We start from the raw sequence: 16,988 nt of genomic DNA, 5'->3' as shown, positions 1-16,988 counted from the left end.
ACAGGCAGAACAGTCGAAACGATTGGTTTTGAATATGGATCGCCTCGAAAGCATGGAGGTCTTCGTCAAGGCTGTCGATCTCGGCTCGTTCGCGGCCGCCGCGGCGGCGCTCGACCTGTCGGGGCCGATGGTCGGCAAGCATGTCCGCTTCCTCGAAGAGCGGCTCGGTATGCGGCTTATCAACCGCACCACGCGCCGACAGAGCCTAACCGATTTCGGGCGCGCCTATTACGAGCGCTGCCGCATCGTGCTGGCCGAAGCGCAAGCGGCCGATGCATTGGCAGCCGATCGGTTGTCCGAGCCGCGCGGCGCACTGCGCGTGACGATGCCGGCGCATTTCGGTCGCCACTGCGTCACGCCGATCCTAATCGAGCTGGCACGGCGTTATCCGACGCTGGAATTGGACTTGTCGCTCAGCGATCGCTTCGCCGATCTCATTGAGGACGGTTTCGACCTGGCGATCCGCACCGGCACGCTGGATGACAGGGCCGGCATCATCGCGCGCTGCGTCGCGCGGCAGCGCATGATCGTCTGCGCGTCGCCGTTCTATATCGAAAGCTTCGGCCGACCGCTTCAGCCCGAAGACATCGCCAGCCATCAGGCGATCGTCTACCGGCGGCTCGGCCATGTGCTGCAGCCATGGCTGTTTACGCGCGACGAGGGTTCGGTCGACGAGATCGCCCCGGCCGGCCGGCTGCGGCTCGACGACCTCGACGCCATCGCCGACGCGGCAACCGACGGCATGGGACTGGCCTGGTTGCCATACTGGCTGGTGCGTGAACGCATCGAGGGCGGCACACTGGTCCGCCTGCTGCCTGAGCAACGCGACTACCTCTATGACTGCCATGCGCTCTGGCTGCAGACGCCGCACCTGCCGCTGAAAGTGCGGCTGGCCGTCGACACGCTGGCGGCGGGATTGCCAAAGATGATGAACTAGTTCTACGCCGATTTCAGTCACTGCATCACACCGAAGGCGTCAGCCCCTTCGGTAGGAACAGTATCGCCAGCATGATCGACCCGAAACCCTTCAGCATTGCGGCGGGTTTGACCGTCTATGCGGCTGGAAGTCTCATGCCTTTCACACTGTAGAGCGCAGAAGAGCCTGCATGTGTTCTGGCAGATCGAGCTCGCCGCGCGCCTCGATCTCCAGAAGATATCGGGCCTTGGCCAAGTGGTCGCCTTGCTTGACCGCCCGATAGGCGCAGATGGCCAGCAGCGCCCTCTCCTCCGCTAGGCCGGCCTCGATGTGGTCACGGCTGTGGCTGCCCGTTTTGTGGACGACCTTGCCGAACGCTGCGTAAGTTGCCTTGTGCGCCTCAATCAGGGCGACCAGGTCCCTGGACGGTTGCCGGTTGCGCCTCAGCGCCTTTGTGCCGTGACCGTTTGCTGCGACGGTCGAGGCGACGACAGCGCAGCCGGAATGAAAGAGCAAGGCGCGACGGCTGATCCTGGACGTGGTGAACTCTCCTCTTCATCTCACGGCAGGCCCGAGCGGATGCCGTGAACATCATCAGCACCGTAGCACAACGGTTCGCGCATTCATGTCAGGATGGATGGCGACGAAATTGAAGTTCGAGCGAGCAGACGGCCGCCGACCGGGCCGGAGCGGGTGAAGGGATCGACATCCATATGCAGGCCGGAGCGCATCGCCGGTCTGATCGGCGGATTCCGACGGCAGATAAGAAAAAGGCCGGGCGCGAAAGCGGCCCGGCCAAAGTATGAAGGTCATAACCTTCAGAGGGGAACATCGCCCGACGCAATGGGAGGAAAACACCGAGCGATGCCCTTTATTTGGGGCCTGAACGGCGTATTTTCCACGAACGGAATTCCAAAAAAGAGCGAAATCGCGAAAAAATCTCGCTCAATCATCAGGAATCGTCAGTCGGCGACCGATGCTTTTTCCAGAAGATCGGCATAGTGACGCCGCGCCACGTCGGGATGCGACCTCAGCCGGCTTTTCAGTGCGTTGGTCCCGACATTGCGGAAAAGCGGATTGTCGGGGTCGCTGGCCGGGCCGCGCGCTTCGGCCGCCAGTTCCTCGGGCAGATCGAGCAGCGGGACGGTGGCGTCAAGCCGGGCGCTGAAGAAGAACGGCACCGAAATCCGTTCGACGCCGGCCGGCGGCGTGACGACGCGATGCACGGTGGCTCTGAGATAGCCGTTCGAGGCGAGTTCAAGCAGCTCGCCGATGTTGACGACGAGGGTTCGCGGGATCGGGTCGACATCGACCCAGCTGCCGTCATATTCGACCTGCAGGCCCTTGTTCTCGTCCTGCAGCAGAAGCGTGAGGAAGCCGCCATCCTTATGCGCGCCGACGCCCTGGTCGTCGCCGGTGGCATCGCGGCCGGGATAGCGAACGATCTTCATGCGATGGTTCGGTTCGCCGCGATAGATCGGATCGAAAGCGTGCTCCGGCTGGTCGAGCGACAGCGCGAAGGCCTTTAGCAGCCGGATCGCCACATCGGTCGCCTTGGCCTGCCAGGCAAGCAGCGCGGGCTTGAGATCGGGGAGCGCGGCCGGCCACTGGTTCGGGCCCTGCAGCCGCGTCCAGGCCGGCACGCCTGGCCCTTGCGGAATGGTCGCGCGTTCGACGCCGACGTCGAGCTGCTCGCGCCAGTCGGCCTTGCCCCTGGTCAGCTCGCCGCCGGCGCGCGTATAGCCGCGAAACTGCGGCGACTTCACCATTTCGATGTCGAGCTTGTCGGCCTCCGGCAAGGCGAAGAAGCGGCGGGCGGCGCCCAGCACTGCGTCGATCTCCCGCTGGGTGATGCCGTGGCCGCTCAGATAGAAGAAACCGACATCGCGGGCGGCGGTGCGCAGATCGAACAAGAATGTCCGCAGTTCCGATGCGCCCTGCTCAAGGCGGTCGAGATCGAGCACCGGAATTATCCTTGCCATGGACAGGCTCCTCTGGGCGGCAACTCTTTGTTTTTTTGCGATTCCGGACGGAAAACCGCTGCGCACTTTCTCGGAATTGCTCTCTTTAGTTTTGGCGCAATTCCGAACGGAAAACCGCTACGCACTTTTCCTGGAATTGCTCTAGCGACCCCGTCGCACGATGACATGCGCGCCATTGCGGGTGAAGAAACGCACCACCCAATCTCGCTGCGAACGAAGCAAGTCGGCGCTCAATTCCCGGCTTTTGCGGCAAATTCCGTTCGCGCCGCCGTCCCGTGTCCGCGCTCTATCCGCGATGGTCCAGCCGAGCGACAAGGCGGTCGCCAATCCACTGGATGCCGCAGACGAGCACAATGAGCACGACGACCACAGCGACCATCACGCTGGTCTCGAAACGCTGATAGCCATAGCGGATGGCGAGGTCGCCGAGACCGCCGGCGCCGATGGCGCCGGCCATGGCCGAAGCGCCGACCAGCGTCACCAGCGTCACCGTGAAGCCCGCCACAATGCCCGGCAGCGCTTCCGGCACCAGCACCTCGCGAATGATCGTCCAGCGGTTGCCGCCCATGGCGCGCGCCGCCTCGATCAGGCCGTGATCGACCTCGCGCAGCGACACTTCGGCGATGCGGGCGTAGTAGGGTGTGGCGGCGATCGACAATGGCACGATTGCCGCCCATGTGCCGATCGAGGTGCCGACGATCAGCCGCGTCACCGGGATCAGCGCCACCAGCAAAATGATGAAAGGAACCGACCGGAAGCCGTTGATGATGGCGCCGAGACTGCGGTTGACCCAAAGGCTTTCGGCGATGCCGCCGCGGTCGGTGGCGACCAAGGCAAGGCCGAGCGGCAGGCCGAAGACCAGCGAGATGAGAGCCGACGCGCCGGTCATCAGCACCGTCTCCCAGATCGAGCGAAGCAGGAGTTCAAACAAGACCGGCGACATGGCCAAGCACCTCCACCCGCGCGCCGCGGTCGTTCAGGAATGTCGTCACCCGCGCAAGATGCGTGGCTTCAGCGCCGGCAACGGCCAGGAACAGCGTGCCGACGGGCTGGCCTTGGACATGATCGACGCCGCCTTGCACCAGGCGGAACTGGCCTGGCACCGCCGCGGCAAGATCGGAAAGCAAAGCACCGCGCGCCGTCTCACCGGCGACATCGATCCGGAGAATCGTTTCCGCACCTTCGCCCGGAACCAGCCGGGTCGCGATCTCGGGCGGCAATTGCGGCCGGATGCTACTGAGCAGGCTGCGGGTGATCTCGGATTTCGGATTGGCGAAGACCTGCCAGACGGCGCCCTCCTCGACGATGCGGCCGGCATCGATCACCGCCACGCGGTCGGCGATCGAACGGATCACCTCCATCTCGTGGGTGATGAGCAGGATTGTGAGACCCAGCCTGGAATTGATGTCCTTGAGCAGCGCCAGGATCGAGCGCGTCGTCTCCGGATCGAGCGCCGAGGTCGCCTCGTCCGACAGGAGCAGCGCCGGTCGGGCGGCAAGCGCCCTGGCGATGCCGACACGCTGCTTTTGTCCGCCCGACAGCGAGGCCGGATAGGCCTTGGCTTTCTCCGACAGACCGACGAGCTGCAGCAGTTCCGCCGCGCGCGCCAAGCGCTCGGCGCGCGGGCGGCCTTCGATCTTGAGCGGCAGCGCGACATTCTCCTCGACTGTCTTGGCCGACAGCAGGTTGAAGTGCTGGAACACCATGCCGATGCGGCGGCGCAGCGGCTGCAGCTCGCGCTCGCTCAGACGGCCGATCTCGCGACCCTCGATGAAGACCTCGCCGGAATCGGCCCGCTCCAACCCGTTCAGGCAGCGGATCAGCGTCGACTTACCGGCGCCGCTGCGGCCGATGATGCCGAGGATTTCGCCCTTCTGAACAGTCAGCGAGACGCCGTCGAGCGCCGGCGTCGCGCCGAAGCGGCGCTTCAGGCCGGCGAGGCGGATAACGTCTTCCCGCCCGGTCGGCTGGATGTGGACCGGGTCGGCGCGTTGGGCCGTGACATGCTGGTTCATTTCTATGTCCGTTTCTGTGCCGTGCAAACGCGACGGCGGCCCGCTCAGCAGTGGGCCGCCTATTTGTGCCAGCCAGGCCCCGATCAATAGGCGCTGATCCCGGTGCCCTTGTAGACCTTGTCGAACTCGGCCTTGACGGTCTCGTTCTGATAGGAGGCGACCAGCGTCTTCACCCACGGCTCGTTCTCGCTGCCCGCTTTGACAGCGATGAAGTTGCGATAGAGATTGTCGGCCACCGGCTCCTGCGCGATGCGGTTTTCAGGGCCGAGGCCGCTCTTCAGCGCCCAGTCGGTGTTGACCACGGCGGCGTCGAGATCGTCCACCGAGCGGCCGACGATGCCGGCGTCGAGTTCCTTGATCTCGAGCTTCTTCGGGTTGTCGGCAATGTCGGCGGTCGTCGCCAGGATGCCGGTGCCGTCCTTGAGCTCGATCAGGCCTTCATGTTCCAGGACATGCAGCGCGCGCCCTTCGTTGGACGGGTCGTTCGGCAGGCCGATCACCGCGCCTTCCGGGAGGTCGGCGACCTTGGCGTGCTTCTTCGAATAAAGCCCGATCGGCCAGACGCCGGTATAGCCGACCGGTACGATGTGGTAGCCTTGCGTCTTGATCTGGTTGTCGAGATAGGGCTTGTGCTGGAAAGCGTTGGCGTCGATCTCGCCGCGCTCCAGCGCCTCGTTGGGCTGGGTGTAATCGTTGAAGACGACGGTCTCGATGGTCAACCCTTTCTTCGCCGCCTCGGCGGTGACGACACGCCAGACATCCTCATCCTCGCCGCTGATGATGCCGACTTTGATCGACTTCTTGTCCTCGGCGAAGGATGGCGACGGCATACCAAGGCCGATGACGGCCAATGTCGTGGCGAGAAGCACGCCAAGTCCGGCGCGCCTGGTGATTGACGTAACGAGAGACTTTGAAGCGTCGGACATGATGCGTTCCTTGCAATCCTGAAATCAGTTCGGCCCGGCGGAATGCGAAGCCCTGTTCTCAGGATCATCAATGCTGCCTCATCGGGCAAAGAAGCGCATTTCCTCTGAAGCGGAGCGCGGGAAATATTCTCTCAAAGATTTGATGACTTGGAGCACACCCGGCGAGCGGACGTTCGATATGGCAAACGCGGGCAGCGCCTATGAAGCGCGCCGGATAAGGACGATCTCGGCGCGAGAGTTCGCCGCCGGCTTTTCGCACCAATGGTGAGCGGTGTTGCAGGGCATGGCGATGCAGGCAACGCCGAGCGCGTTGAGCGTCGAGACCGCGGCCGTCAGCGGCGCCAGCGGTTACTGTTCCGACTCGCCCAGTAACACAACTAGAACGTCTCGACCCAGGGCCTCAGCTCGACCTCGAAGCTCCAGGCGCTGCGATGCTGGCGATGGACGGCGAGATACGTCTCGGCGATCGCGTCTGGCGAGAGGCGACGATCCGGCCGGTCGGGGTCGGGCGGCTGTCCGGCCGGCTCGATCTGGCCGTCGATGATGAAATGCGCGACATGGATGTTCTTCGGCGCGAGCTCGCGCGCCATCGATTGCGCCAGCCCGCGCAGACCGAATTTCGGCATGGCGAAACCGGCCGAGCCGGAAAAGCCCTTGAGACTTGCCGTGGCGCCGGTGAACAGGATCGAGCCGGCACCGCGCACCAGGAGCCGGCGCGCCGCCTGCTGGCCGACCAGGAAGCCGCCATAAGCGCCGACAAGCACGGCTTGCTTGACCGCCTCGGGATCGAGCTCGGCGATCGGCCCGCGCGTGCGGCCGCTGGCGTTGAAGACGGCAATTTCGAGGGGGCCGGCCTCGTCGGCCGCCTCGAAGAGCCGCTCGACGGAGGCTGCGTCCGATACGTCTGTTTCCACGGCCTGCGCGCCGGTTTCCTTGACCAGCGCGGCCAGTTTGCCGACATTGCGCGCGGCAAGGACGACGCGCAAACCCTCCTTGGCGAGAAGCCGCGCCAGCGAGGCGCTTAGTCCGGGGCCGGCACCGGCGATCATCGCAACATTGGCTGCCATGGCGTTTCCTCCTTGAGGTACCTCTATGTCGACCCACAGGCTCGCGCCTCCGGCGACAAGAGGCAAGAACGTGGTTGCTCGATTTTCGCCATTTGGCGCAAAAGGCGGCCAGCAAAGGGCACGGTGAAAGACTTGCCTGCCGGGCCGATCCGTCCGACACGTGGTTGGACGCGATTCGGGGACAAGACCATGGAACCAATCTGGGCCGTCGGCCTGATGACCGGCACGGTGCTCGACGGCAATATCGACGTGGCGCTGATCAAGACGGACGGCGAGCGCATCGCCGACACCGGCACATACACGCTGGCCCCCTACCCGCAATCGATCCGCGCCCTGCTCGAGGAAACGCTGCGCCAGGCGCGCGCCTGGAATTTCGAGGGACCGGAGCCTAAGATCTTCCGCGAGGCCGAGGAGGCGCTGACGCGCGCGCAGTCGGCGGCGGTCAAGGATCTGGTCGAGAGCCAGGGGATGAGCATGGCCGATATCGGCATCGTCGGCTTCCACGGCCAGACGGTGCTGCATCGCGCTCCGCAGCCGGGACGCATCGGCCGCACGCGCCAGCTGGGCGATGGCGAGCTGATGGCCTCGCTGCTCGGCGCCAAGGTCGCCTATGATTTCCGCTCGGCCGATGTCGCGGCCGGAGGGCAAGGCGCCCCCTTGGCTGCCGCCTACCACGCAGCGCTGTTGAAGGAAGCCGATCCGAGCGGCGACACCGCCGTGCTCAATCTCGGCGGCGTCGGCAACATCACCTGGTGGGACGGCAAGGACGTAATCGTCGCCTTCGACACGGGTCCGGCGAACGCGCCGGTGAACGATTTCATCAAGGCCAAGGGCCTCGGCGAGATGGACCGCGACGGCAGGCTGGCTGCCGCAGGCAAGGTCGACGAGGAACGGCTCGCCAGGCTCCTGCAGCATCCATACCTGACGAAGCCCTATCCGAAATCGCTCGACCGCTTCGACTTTACCGCGGCGATGGCCGAGGGGCTTGGCGCGGAGGATGGCGCGGCGACGCTGACGGCCTTCACCGTGTCGGCCGTCGGCAAGGCGCTCGATCTGTTGCCGCGTCGCCCGAAGCGGCTCGCGGTCAGCGGCGGCGGCCGCCACAATCCGACGATGATGGCAATGCTCGAGAGCCGCGCCGGCGTCGAAGTGGTGCAGGCCGAGACGCTCGGATGGAAGGGCGACGCGGTCGAAGCAGAGTGTTTTGCTTTCCTCGCCGTGCGCGTGCAGCGCGGCCTGCCGATCAGCTTTCCGAGCACCACCGGCGCGCCCGCGCCGATGCGCGGCGGAAAGCTCGCGGGTTAAGGCAACTTCTTCTGCAAGAAGATGCGGCTGCGGCCGGCCGGGAAATCCGGCAGCTCGCCGAACGGCTTGTAGCCCTGGCGCCGATAGACCTTTTCGGCGATCGGATTGAAGGTGTCGATCCAGGCGCCGTGGCAACCGCGCGCGATCGCCTCCCGTTCGGCGGCGTCGAGCATGCCCGCGGCAATGCCTTTTCCGCGCAGTTTTTCGTCGACCCACAGCCACTGCACGTAGAGCCAGCCCCAGGCGGTGTAGCCGGAAATACCGGCAACGAGGGCGCCGGTTTCCCCGCGCACGAAAACCGCGAGGGACTTTCGGCCTGACGCTCCGACATCGGCGTCGTTGAAAGCGGTAAGGCTTCCGCTCAGGAAAGCGAGGTCCTGCGGCGAGGGCTCGGCGGTGATCTCGAGCGTCGTCTTCATCGGCTGCGACTCCGGTTCGCGAGCCAGCCTTAGAGCAATTCCAGGGAAAGTGCGAAACGGTTTCCGGCCGCACGCGAAGAGCAAGGCAGGCCTGTTACCGGTGACCGACTGACCGCCAAGCCGCGGCGCCCGCCGCCACCAGCATCAGTGCCACGGCGATCAAGGCGCAGTTGGCGAAACCGAGGCTCGTGTAGAGCGGGCCGAAGCCTGCCGTGCCGACGGTGACGGCGAGATAGGTGACCGCGCTGTTCAGGCCCATTATGGTGCCGCGCCGCGACGGGTCGAGCGCGGTGAGACGCATGACCAGCACGTTCAGCCCGAAATGGTTGGCAAGGCCCCAGGCCGCGATCGTCGCGATCAGCAGGCCGAAGCCGCCGCTCGCCAACGCGATCGCGACATAGACGGCGGCGACCAGCAGATAAGCGAAAGGCATGACGCGGCGGGCGCCGAGGCGATCGATGACGCGGTCGAGCAGAGCGGCCGCGCCGAAGCCGAGGCCGTAGGCGACCGCCGCCAGGCCGTTGGCGCTGACCGGCTCTCCAAGGGCTTGGTGGAGATGATCGCCGAGATAGCCGTAGACGCCATAGAAGGCGGTCATGAAGGCGCCGCAGGCAATGAGCAGCGGCAGGATGCCGGGAACGGCGAGCGCGCCAAGCGGCGACGGCGCGGGGCCGCTTTTCCCGGTGTCGTGCAGTGAACTCATCGCCAGGCCGGCAACGGCCGCTCCTGCGAGCAGCGCAACGGCCGCGAAGACTGCGCGCCAATGGATGAGATCGGCAATCACGGCCGACAGCGAGACGCCAGCGACCATGGAAAGCGTCCAGCCGGTCAGCACCACCCCGATGGTGCCGCTCTCGCGGCCGGGCGGCGCAATCGCGGCCGAGCTGGCATAGATCGCCGGCATGGCGATGCCGGCGGCGATGCCGGCAACGAGCTGGGCTGCCACCAGCATCGCCACCGTCGGCGCCAGGGCGCTGGCGACCAGCGCGACGGCCAGCAGCAGCAATGCGCCCTGCAGCATGCGGCGCGCGCCGATCCGGTCGATGTAGCGGGCAAGGAAGAGCGCGCTGGCCGACGTGCCGAGGCCGAAGGCAGCGGCGGCCGTCATCACCGCCGGCACGCTGGCCCCGAACGATGCCGCGACGGCGGGCGCGATCGGTCCCAGAACCAGGGAATTGGAGCCGATGACGGCGATGCAGCCGGTCAGCAGATAGGCGGCTGCGGGGATCGGCGCGCGCGGCGCCCCAGTCATAATTGCTGATTGATTGCTGTTCGACATATCATCATAATGGCCGAATTAAATTCCGCAGCAACGGAGAATTTCCATATGGACGCAGAAACAGATGACATTCAGCGGAACAAGCATCCGGCCCGGGAGGTCGACCCCATCGACCGAAAGATATTAGGCGTCCTCGTCGAGGACGCGACCATCAGCTATGCCGAGCTCGGCGAACGCGTCGGGCTATCGCCGCCGGCGGCGCATGAGCGGGTCAAGCGGCTGAAGCGCAGCGGCGCCATCCGCGCCACATCGGCGATCATCGATCCGAGGGCGGTGAAGAAGCCGCTGCTTGCCTTCGTGCACATCGACACAAGGGGCTGGGGCAAGACGCCGGAGCTGATGGCGGTCTCCAAATATCCGGAGGTCGAGGAGATCCACACGGTCGCCGGCGACACTTGCATGCTGCTCAAGGTGCGCACCGAGGACACGCGCGCGCTGGAGGGCCTGCTGGCCCGTCTCTACGACACGCCCGGCGTTACCTCGACGCGCAGCTATGTCGTGCTCTCGACCTATCTCGAGCGGCCGGTGCAGCCCGAGATCACGAGCGAATGGCCGGCGCCCAGGCATATGGCGACACCGGTTTATTAGGTCGCCGCGGTCTGGTGGCGCCTGGAACGCGCCAGCAGATAGAACGCCGCGACATGCGTGATCATAAGCAGCGGCACGTAGAGGATCGGGATCGCGTAGGTCGCGCCCAACTGCCCGGCATGGCCAGGAAGATCGAGCACGGTGCCGAGATAGTAGTCGCCGACAAGGTCCACCACGCCCGCGAGGTTGAAGGCAACGACCAACGGCCAGAAGATCGCAGGCCTCGCCACCGCGACCAGCGCCAGCATGGCGAGCAGGCCGGTGGCGAAATCGCCATAGGCGGCGAAGCTTGCGAAGCCAGGTGCAAGGTCGGGGCCGACCACGCCCGGGACGAGGAAGACGAGGCCGAAGAAGCGGAAGCTGTGCAGCGTTGCTATCGCGCGCTGCGCCTCTATCGGCTCCATCGATCTCAGCCTTGGCCAGATATAGGCGGCAAAACAAAGCAGCCACGGCACATAGCCGAGCGCGAGGTGGATGTTGAAGATCATCGCTGGTGACATCTTCGCCTCCTTCAGTGTTGGTTTTTCGTAATTCCGGACGGAAGGCTACGGCGAAGCCGCCGCGCCTAACCGCCGAACGCTTTTCCTGGAATTGCTCAATTGACCGGAACGGCTTCAAACACAGCCGTCAGAATGCCCAGCCGCCCCTCCATGAGATTGCGCCCGAGATTGGTGGCGAATTCGGCGAAACCCTGGCCCATGACGACCCCGAGATTGAGCGAAGGCGGAGGACCTGAGGCACGGAGCTCGGCGAACCAGGCCTTGGCGGCAGCCGTGTCGTCACGGCGGATAAGCGTGCCGAAGCCGGCGGCTTCGATCGCCTCGCAGGTCGCCTCGGCCGTCAGCAGGAAGCTCTCGCCCGGCGTCTTCGCCCAGGGCACCGGATAGAGCGGATCGCCACCGTTCAGCACGACGTCGAAGGTCGCGAATTTTCCGCCCGGCTTCAAAACGCGCCTGATCTCGCGGTAGAGCAGCGGCCGGTCGGCGATGTTCATCGCCACATGCTGCAACAGCGCGGCATCGAAACGGCTGTCTTTGAAAGGCAGCGCCAGAGCGCTGCCGGCTTCGAACGACACTTTGGCGTCTTGGCCGGTGCGCGTGGTCAGGTAACGCGCGGCTTCGACGAAAGGTTCGCTGAGATCGACGCCCACCACCTCGCAGCTATAGGTCTCGGCAAGAAACCGGGCAGGCCCGCCGACGCCCGATCCGACGTCGAGCACGGACATGCCGGCATTGATGGCGGCCAGGTTGGCGAGCTCCGCCGTCGCGGCCAGCCCGCGGGTATGGAATTGGTCGAGGGTCGCCAGCTGTTCGGGCTTCAGCCGCTGTTGCTCAGGCCCAAACACCGCCAGAGCGGTCTTCAATCGATCGGTCAAGCCGGTCGCGCGATAGTGATCGCGCACGCGATCGAGTTCATCGGTCATTGCCGTTTCCTTTCAAGCTTCCAGGTCACGCAAGAGATACGACCGCTTTCTGCGAGCGCCTATCCGCGATAATGTCGATAGGTCATGAAGCAGAACTTCACAGTCAGGCACGGCGCGCTCGATGGGGTCGAAGCGTTTTTGAGCGTGGCCAAGCATCGCAATTTCCGCAAGGCAGCGGCCGAGCTTGCCGTCACCCCGTCAGCAATCAGCCAGGCGATACGCACGCTCGAGGCGCGCATCGGCACCGCGCTGTTCATCCGCACGACGCGCAGCGTCGGCCTGACGGAAGCCGGCGAGCGCTTTTTCGCCCGCGCCCGGCCGGCCTTCGAGGAACTGATCGCCGCAAGCGAGATCGCGCGCGGGATGGGCCAGCGGCCGGCGGGGCTGTTGCGCCTTTCGGTACCGCCAGCCGTGGTGCCGATGCTGCTGGAGCCGATGGTCGCCTCCTTTGCCCAGGCCTATCCCGAGATCGAGCTGGAGATCGTCGCCAGCGGCGAACTTGCCGATCTCGCCGCCGAAGGATTCGACGCCGGCATCCGCATGGGCGACCTGATCGCGCCCGACATGATCGCGGTCCGGCTGACGCCCTCCTTTCCGATGGTGGTCGTCGGCAGTCCCGATTACTTGCGCCGGCGCGTCGCGCCCGAGCGCATCGAGGACCTGCGCGACCATGCCTGCCTGCGCCTGCGCCGCTCGAATGGTTCGGTCGCGCCCTGGTCCTTTGTCGACGGCAACAAGGCCGTCGAGGCAATCGTGTCGGGACCGCTCATCGCGCACGACTATCCGTCGCTGCTCGGCGCGGCGATCCAGGGTATCGGGCTGGCCCAGGTGCCGAGCCCGATCGCCGAAGCGCCAATCGCCGACGGGCGACTGCAGGCGCTGCTCGGCCGCTTCGCGGTGACCACGCCGGGCGTTTTCCTCTATTATCCGGAAAGACACCAGGTGCTGCCCAAGCTGCGCGCTTTCATCGACCACATCAGGCAGCCGGGCGGCGCCGACGCTCCCCCGAAGCGATCGACAGGCAGCGGCAAAGCTGACACTTCGAAGGCCCGTGAAGGCAGTTGAGCCAGGCAAAAAGCCGCTCGACCGCAGCGAGGAGCGGAGCGGCTTCGGCGATGCTGCGCGGCGACACGAACACCACCTACTGCCGGGCGTGCCAGGCAAGGAATCTGCGTATCTCCTTCCGCTTGTCCTCGGACAAACCGGCAAGCATGGTCTCTTCCAAGTACCCTTCCCGTATGAGAGTGGCGAAAACGAGGATAAGCTGCGAATAGCGATAGTCGAACGTCCGATCCAAATCGCGACGTTGCTCCTTCAGATAGTCCTCGACCTCCCACATCTCGGAGGGCGTGGTCGCGGCGTTCGCCCGTCTTTTGAATTCGGCCATGATGCTGGCCAGTGCCCTCTCAAGAGCCTTGTCATATGCGGCGCGGGCAACTTTCTTTTCGGAGGGCGACCAACTAAGCTCATTCAAGGTCATAGACATCTTCCACGAAGGAATCGGGCGGTGGATATTATCCTAACAGGGTCGCTTTTGTGACCTGTTTTCCGCTTCGCCGCCGCACCTTGGCGGAACACCGCACATAGCGCCATCATTCTGCGGGATGAGCCGCGATCAACGATCGAATACGTTCCACATCCGACTGCGTGACCGGATTGTAGACGATCATGCCGAGTTCCGGGCGGCCGTCGACCGCGAAGACGGAGAACTCCAGCTCGATCAGCCCGATTTCGGGATGCCGCAGACGCTTCACGCCTTCGCCATGCGCCGCAACGACGTCATTGTCGCGCCAGAGTGCCGCGAACTCGGGACTGGTCCTGGAAAGCTCCTCTACCAGTTCCGTGACCTCGGCGCCGGCGCCGGCGCGGACGGCGTCGGCCCTGAAGGATCCGACCACGAAACGCGCGACACTCTGCCAGTCGTCCTGCGCATGGCGCACGCGCGGATTGCCGAACATCAGGCGCAGGATGTTGCGCTGCTCGCGCGGCAGCTTGGAATAGTCGGTCAGCATTGCCGCCGCGGCACGGTTCCAGGCCACCACATCCCATGTCGCGGTCTTGATGATCGCCGGACTGGGGTCCAAGGCATCGAGGACGCGCTGGAGGCGCGGCGTTACGCTGTCCACGCTTTTGTAGCGAACTTCCGGAAGCCGCCCGAGACCCAGCATGAACAAATGCTCGCGTTCGGGCTCGGTCAGCATCAGCCCGGTCGCGATGCGGTTCAGCACGTCGGCGGACGGCGCGCCGCCCCGCCCCTGCTCCAGCCAGGTATACCAGGTCGGGCTGATATTGGCGCGCTGCGCCACCTCCTCGCGGCGCAGCCCTTGTGTGCGCCGGCGCCCGGTGGCGAAGCCGAAGGCGGCGGGATCAAGGCGCATGCGGCGATCTCGCAAAAAGGTGCCAAGCTTGTTGGCCGTTTCGAGCGCCATCGCGATCCTGTTGGCTATTATACCATGATAAAGTCACTACTTTAACAGAATGATCTATAGCGCAAATAAGGCCTCCGAACAACCACAGGAGACCCTCCCATGCGTGTATTCCTTACCGGCGCGACCGGCTTCATCGGTTCCAGGATCGTGCCCGAACTTCTTGCCGCCGGCCATCAGGTGCTTGGCCTGACCCGCTCTGAAGCCGGCGCGCGGTCGCTTGTCGCCGCCGGTGCCGAGCCCCATCGCGGCGGCCTCGAAGACCTCGACAGCCTGCGAGATGGCGCGGCGAAATCGGATGCGGTGATCCACACCGCCTTCGACCACAATTTCTCGAACTTCGTGGCGAATTGCGAGAAGGACAAACGCGTCATCGAAGCGCTGGGCGGCGCGCTCGCCGGCTCGGACCGGCTGCTCATCATCACGTCGGGTGTGGGCATGGGCTCCGCCGAACACGGACAGCCGGCGAGAGAAGACGTGTTCAACACCGACCATCCCAATCCACGTATCCTCTCGGAACTCACCGGCGCGGCGATGGCCGAGAAGGGCGTCAAGGTGTCGGTGGTGCGGTTGCCGCAGGTGCATGACACGGTGAAGCAGGGCCTGATCACGCCGCTGATCGCGCAGACGCGCGCCAAGGGCGTGTCGGCCTATCTTGGCGAGGGCCGCAACCGGTGGTCGGCGGCGCATGTGCTGGATGTCGCGAAGCTCTACCGCCTGGCGCTGGACAAGCAGGAAGCTGGCGTGCGCTACAACGCCGTCGCCGAGGAAGGCATCCCGGTGCGCAAGATCGCGGAAGTGATCGGCGCCGGGCTCAACGTGCCGGCGGTCTCGCTCTCTCAGGAAGAGGCAGCGGACCATTTCGGATGGCTTGCCATGTTCGCCGGCCTCGATTTGCCGGCGTCGAGCGAATGGACGCGCGCGCATCTCGGCTGGCAGCCGACCGGACCCGGCCTCATCGCCGACCTCGAGCGGATGGATTATTCGCAAGCCGCCGCGGCCTAACCTGATCCTCCAACGGTTCAGCGATCCGGCTGAACCGCTGTTCGCTCTAAGCTCGAAGCAGATCCGCCAGGCTGTCGGACTTTTCCACCTTGTCGGTGAGATCCAGCCCCGACAGCAGGTCGACCAGATGACTGTTCATCAGGGCGGCGGCGTCGGCGCTGTCGCCGGCCTCGATGGCGTCGACCAGCGCGTGGTGGGCGTGCTTCTCGCAGGTGGCGTCACGGCGCTTCCAATAGAGCGCGATGATCAGCGAGGAGTGCGAGACGAGGTCGCGCACGAAATTTGTGAACACCGAATGCGCGGCGATCTCGGCGATGCCGACGTGGAAGCGCGCCGACAGCATGATGGCGTCGCTATCGCGGCCGGCATGCAGCGCCTCGTGCTCCTTCTCCAGGTGTGACCGCAATTGCGCGATATCGGACGGCACCGCCGTCCTGGCGGCGAGCGCGGCCACCTTGGGTTCGATCAGCGCCCTCGCCTCGAACACCTCGCGGGCCTCGATCTTCGACGGCTGCGCGACGAAGGCTCCGCGATTGGGCTCCAGCCGCGCCAGCCGGTCATGGGCAAGGGCCTGCAGCGCGGACCGGACCACCGTGCGGCTCACCGAATAGATCGAGGCGAGCTCGTCCTCCGGCAATTTGGTGCCCGGCGCGAGACGATGGCTGACGATGGCGTCCCTCAGCCCATAATAGATCGGCGACCAGCGCGCAGCCGGCTTGTCGTCTCGGTCTTCTTCCTTGAGTACCGTCAACATGCTTTCAATGCGCGGGCCCGAAATGGCCCGATCTGCCCCCCAAATCGCCGGCAGCCCGTCCAATCTAGTATCGCTCACGCGGCGGTCAATCCCACCTGTCCGGGCGCCGGCCGGTCGGCCGGCCGCATGAAGCCGCCTAGACGATCTCGACTTCCGTGGGCGACAGCGGTGCGAACGTGCCGGCGAACTGTTTGCCGCGCGGCGCGGCATAGCCGCCGATCTTCGATGTCCTCAAGCCCACCTTGCACAGGCTCTCGGCCAGCGTGACGGCGCAGACGACGCCATCGAGCACGGGAACCCCATGTTCTTCCGACAGGCTCTTGGCAAGGTCGGCCATGCCGGCGCAGCCGAGCACGATGGCTTCGGCGTGATCCTCGCTTATGGCGCGGGCGATCTCCTGCGATATCCTGTGCCTTGCATTCGAGCCCGGACGCTCGAGCTCGAGCACGGCGACCTCCGACGAGCGTACCTTGGCGCAGCGCGAGGCGAGACCGTATTTCGCCAGATTGTGCTCGATCGCCGGCACCGAGCGGGCAAGCGTGGTGACGACGCTGAACTTGCCTGCGATTAGGCTCGCCATATGGAAGGCGGCCTCGCCGATGCCGATGACGGGAGCTCCGCTGGCACAGCGAGCGGCGTCGAGCCCGGTGTCGTCGAAACAGGCAATCACATAGGCATCGGCTGCCGGCGCCTTACCCATCTCGGCGATGATACCCGGCACGGCGAAGACCTCATCGAAGTAGCCCTCGATGCTTGGTGGACCATCGGCCGGATTGACCGCCATGATTTCGGTTCCCGCGGAGGCGACGCTTTGCGCCGCCTCGCCGATCTTGGCGGTCATCGAGGCGGTCGTGTTGGGGTTGATGACGAGTATGCGCATTGA

General features: G+C 65.1%; 20 protein-coding genes. 6 read left to right on the top strand and 14 right to left on the bottom strand.

Going from position 1 to position 16,988, the window contains the following annotated elements; translation table 11 throughout:
- Nucleotides 1-34: 34 nt before the first annotated feature.
- The gene (locus LB553_RS27135; RefSeq protein ID WP_224517883.1) at nucleotides 35-937 is read left to right on the top strand and encodes a LysR family transcriptional regulator; all 903 of its coding nucleotides are present in this window, start codon (nucleotides 35-37) and stop codon (nucleotides 935-937) included.
- Nucleotides 938-1,078: 141 nt separating this feature from the next.
- Here the strand turns inward: LB553_RS27135 and LB553_RS27130 are convergent, their stop codons facing one another.
- The 5 genes from LB553_RS27130 to LB553_RS27110 form a co-directional block, all read right to left on the bottom strand.
- Entirely contained in the window at nucleotides 1,079-1,432 is a 354-nt protein-coding gene (locus LB553_RS27130) for a hypothetical protein (RefSeq protein WP_224517882.1), read from the bottom strand.
- A 446-nt stretch (nucleotides 1,433-1,878) separates the two neighbouring features.
- Complete coding sequence (locus LB553_RS27125; protein ID WP_224517881.1) at nucleotides 1,879-2,898, bottom strand: isopenicillin N synthase family dioxygenase; 1,020 nt, start codon at nucleotides 2,896-2,898, stop codon at nucleotides 1,879-1,881.
- 286 nt (nucleotides 2,899-3,184) lie between these two features.
- On the bottom strand, nucleotides 3,185-3,841 hold the full coding sequence (locus tag LB553_RS27120; protein ID WP_224517880.1) for a methionine ABC transporter permease: 657 nt from the start codon (nucleotides 3,839-3,841) through the stop codon (nucleotides 3,185-3,187).
- Nucleotides 3,822-4,913 carry a methionine ABC transporter ATP-binding protein gene (locus tag LB553_RS27115; RefSeq protein ID WP_224517879.1) on the bottom strand — a complete coding sequence of 364 codons (1,092 nt, stop codon included), beginning with the start codon at nucleotides 4,911-4,913 and terminating at the stop codon, nucleotides 3,822-3,824. Before LB553_RS27115 ends, LB553_RS27120 begins: the two co-directional genes overlap by 20 nt.
- An 83-nt stretch (nucleotides 4,914-4,996) precedes the next feature.
- The gene (locus LB553_RS27110) at nucleotides 4,997-5,839 is read right to left on the bottom strand and encodes a MetQ/NlpA family ABC transporter substrate-binding protein (RefSeq protein ID WP_224517878.1); all 843 of its coding nucleotides are present in this window, start codon (nucleotides 5,837-5,839) and stop codon (nucleotides 4,997-4,999) included.
- A gap of 70 nt (nucleotides 5,840-5,909) precedes the next feature.
- Here LB553_RS27110 and LB553_RS27105 point away from each other — a divergent pair, with 70 nt between their 5' ends.
- Entirely contained in the window at nucleotides 5,910-6,107 is a 198-nt protein-coding gene (locus tag LB553_RS27105; protein WP_224517877.1) for a hypothetical protein, read from the top strand.
- 109 nt (nucleotides 6,108-6,216) lie between these two features.
- Here LB553_RS27105 and LB553_RS27100 read toward each other — a convergent pair whose 3' ends face one another.
- Nucleotides 6,217-6,906, bottom strand: a complete 690-nt coding sequence (locus LB553_RS27100; RefSeq protein ID WP_224517874.1) for an SDR family NAD(P)-dependent oxidoreductase — start codon at nucleotides 6,904-6,906, stop codon at nucleotides 6,217-6,219.
- 189 nt (nucleotides 6,907-7,095) lie between these two features.
- On the opposite strand from LB553_RS27100, the gene LB553_RS27095 reads away from it, so the two are divergent.
- On the top strand, nucleotides 7,096-8,211 hold the full coding sequence (locus LB553_RS27095) for an anhydro-N-acetylmuramic acid kinase (protein WP_224517872.1): 1,116 nt from the start codon (nucleotides 7,096-7,098) through the stop codon (nucleotides 8,209-8,211).
- Here LB553_RS27095 and LB553_RS27090 read toward each other — a convergent pair.
- Nucleotides 8,208-8,630 carry a GNAT family N-acetyltransferase gene (locus LB553_RS27090; RefSeq protein ID WP_224517870.1) on the bottom strand — a complete coding sequence of 141 codons (423 nt, stop codon included), beginning with the start codon at nucleotides 8,628-8,630 and terminating at the stop codon, nucleotides 8,208-8,210. The two genes, LB553_RS27095 and LB553_RS27090, sit on opposite strands and share 4 nt — an antisense overlap.
- 94 nt (nucleotides 8,631-8,724) lie before the next feature.
- Nucleotides 8,725-9,909 carry an MFS transporter gene (locus LB553_RS27085; RefSeq protein ID WP_224517868.1) on the bottom strand — a complete coding sequence of 395 codons (1,185 nt, stop codon included), beginning with the start codon at nucleotides 9,907-9,909 and terminating at the stop codon, nucleotides 8,725-8,727.
- A 48-nt stretch (nucleotides 9,910-9,957) separates the two neighbouring features.
- On the opposite strand from LB553_RS27085, the gene LB553_RS27080 reads away from it, so the two are divergent.
- Complete coding sequence (locus tag LB553_RS27080; protein WP_224517865.1) at nucleotides 9,958-10,497, top strand: Lrp/AsnC family transcriptional regulator; 540 nt, start codon at nucleotides 9,958-9,960, stop codon at nucleotides 10,495-10,497.
- On the opposite strand, the gene LB553_RS27075 is transcribed toward LB553_RS27080, so the two are convergent.
- On the bottom strand, nucleotides 10,494-10,997 hold the full coding sequence (locus LB553_RS27075; RefSeq protein WP_224517864.1) for a hypothetical protein: 504 nt from the start codon (nucleotides 10,995-10,997) through the stop codon (nucleotides 10,494-10,496). The genes LB553_RS27080 and LB553_RS27075 overlap by 4 nt on opposite strands.
- Before the next feature lie 95 nt (nucleotides 10,998-11,092).
- Nucleotides 11,093-11,920, bottom strand: coding sequence for a class I SAM-dependent methyltransferase (locus LB553_RS27070; protein WP_224517862.1), 828 nt, complete (start codon nucleotides 11,918-11,920; stop codon nucleotides 11,093-11,095).
- Between the two features lie 84 nt (nucleotides 11,921-12,004).
- Between LB553_RS27070 and LB553_RS27065 the strand changes: the two genes are divergently transcribed.
- Entirely contained in the window at nucleotides 12,005-12,985 is a 981-nt protein-coding gene (locus LB553_RS27065; protein WP_224517861.1) for a LysR family transcriptional regulator, read from the top strand.
- 76 nt (nucleotides 12,986-13,061) lie between these two features.
- Here LB553_RS27065 and LB553_RS27060 read toward each other — a convergent pair whose 3' ends face one another.
- Complete coding sequence (locus LB553_RS27060) at nucleotides 13,062-13,400, bottom strand: hypothetical protein (protein WP_224517859.1); 339 nt, start codon at nucleotides 13,398-13,400, stop codon at nucleotides 13,062-13,064.
- Between the two features lie 112 nt (nucleotides 13,401-13,512).
- Nucleotides 13,513-14,349, bottom strand: a complete 837-nt coding sequence (locus tag LB553_RS27055) for a helix-turn-helix transcriptional regulator (protein WP_224517857.1) — start codon at nucleotides 14,347-14,349, stop codon at nucleotides 13,513-13,515.
- 99 nt (nucleotides 14,350-14,448) lie between these two features.
- On the opposite strand from LB553_RS27055, the gene LB553_RS27050 reads away from it, so the two are divergent.
- The gene (locus LB553_RS27050) at nucleotides 14,449-15,351 is read left to right on the top strand and encodes an SDR family oxidoreductase (protein ID WP_224517855.1); all 903 of its coding nucleotides are present in this window, start codon (nucleotides 14,449-14,451) and stop codon (nucleotides 15,349-15,351) included.
- Between the two features lie 46 nt (nucleotides 15,352-15,397).
- Here LB553_RS27050 and LB553_RS27045 read toward each other — a convergent pair whose 3' ends face one another.
- Both LB553_RS27045 and LB553_RS27040 read right to left on the bottom strand, forming a co-directional pair.
- Nucleotides 15,398-16,105: a GntR family transcriptional regulator gene (locus tag LB553_RS27045; RefSeq protein ID WP_224517853.1), complete on the bottom strand. Its 708-nt coding sequence runs from the start codon at nucleotides 16,103-16,105 to the stop codon at nucleotides 15,398-15,400.
- Nucleotides 16,106-16,241: 136 nt separating this feature from the next.
- Complete coding sequence (locus LB553_RS27040; protein ID WP_224517851.1) at nucleotides 16,242-16,985, bottom strand: aspartate/glutamate racemase family protein; 744 nt, start codon at nucleotides 16,983-16,985, stop codon at nucleotides 16,242-16,244.
- Between the last annotated feature and the right edge of the window lie 3 nt (nucleotides 16,986-16,988).

It is taken from the genome of Mesorhizobium sp. CA8 (assembly GCF_020164955.1).
GTDB lineage: Bacteria > Pseudomonadota > Alphaproteobacteria > Rhizobiales > Rhizobiaceae > Mesorhizobium.
The sequence above is the reverse complement of the archived record's forward strand: the minus strand, read 5'-3'. Positions and strand labels throughout refer to the sequence as shown.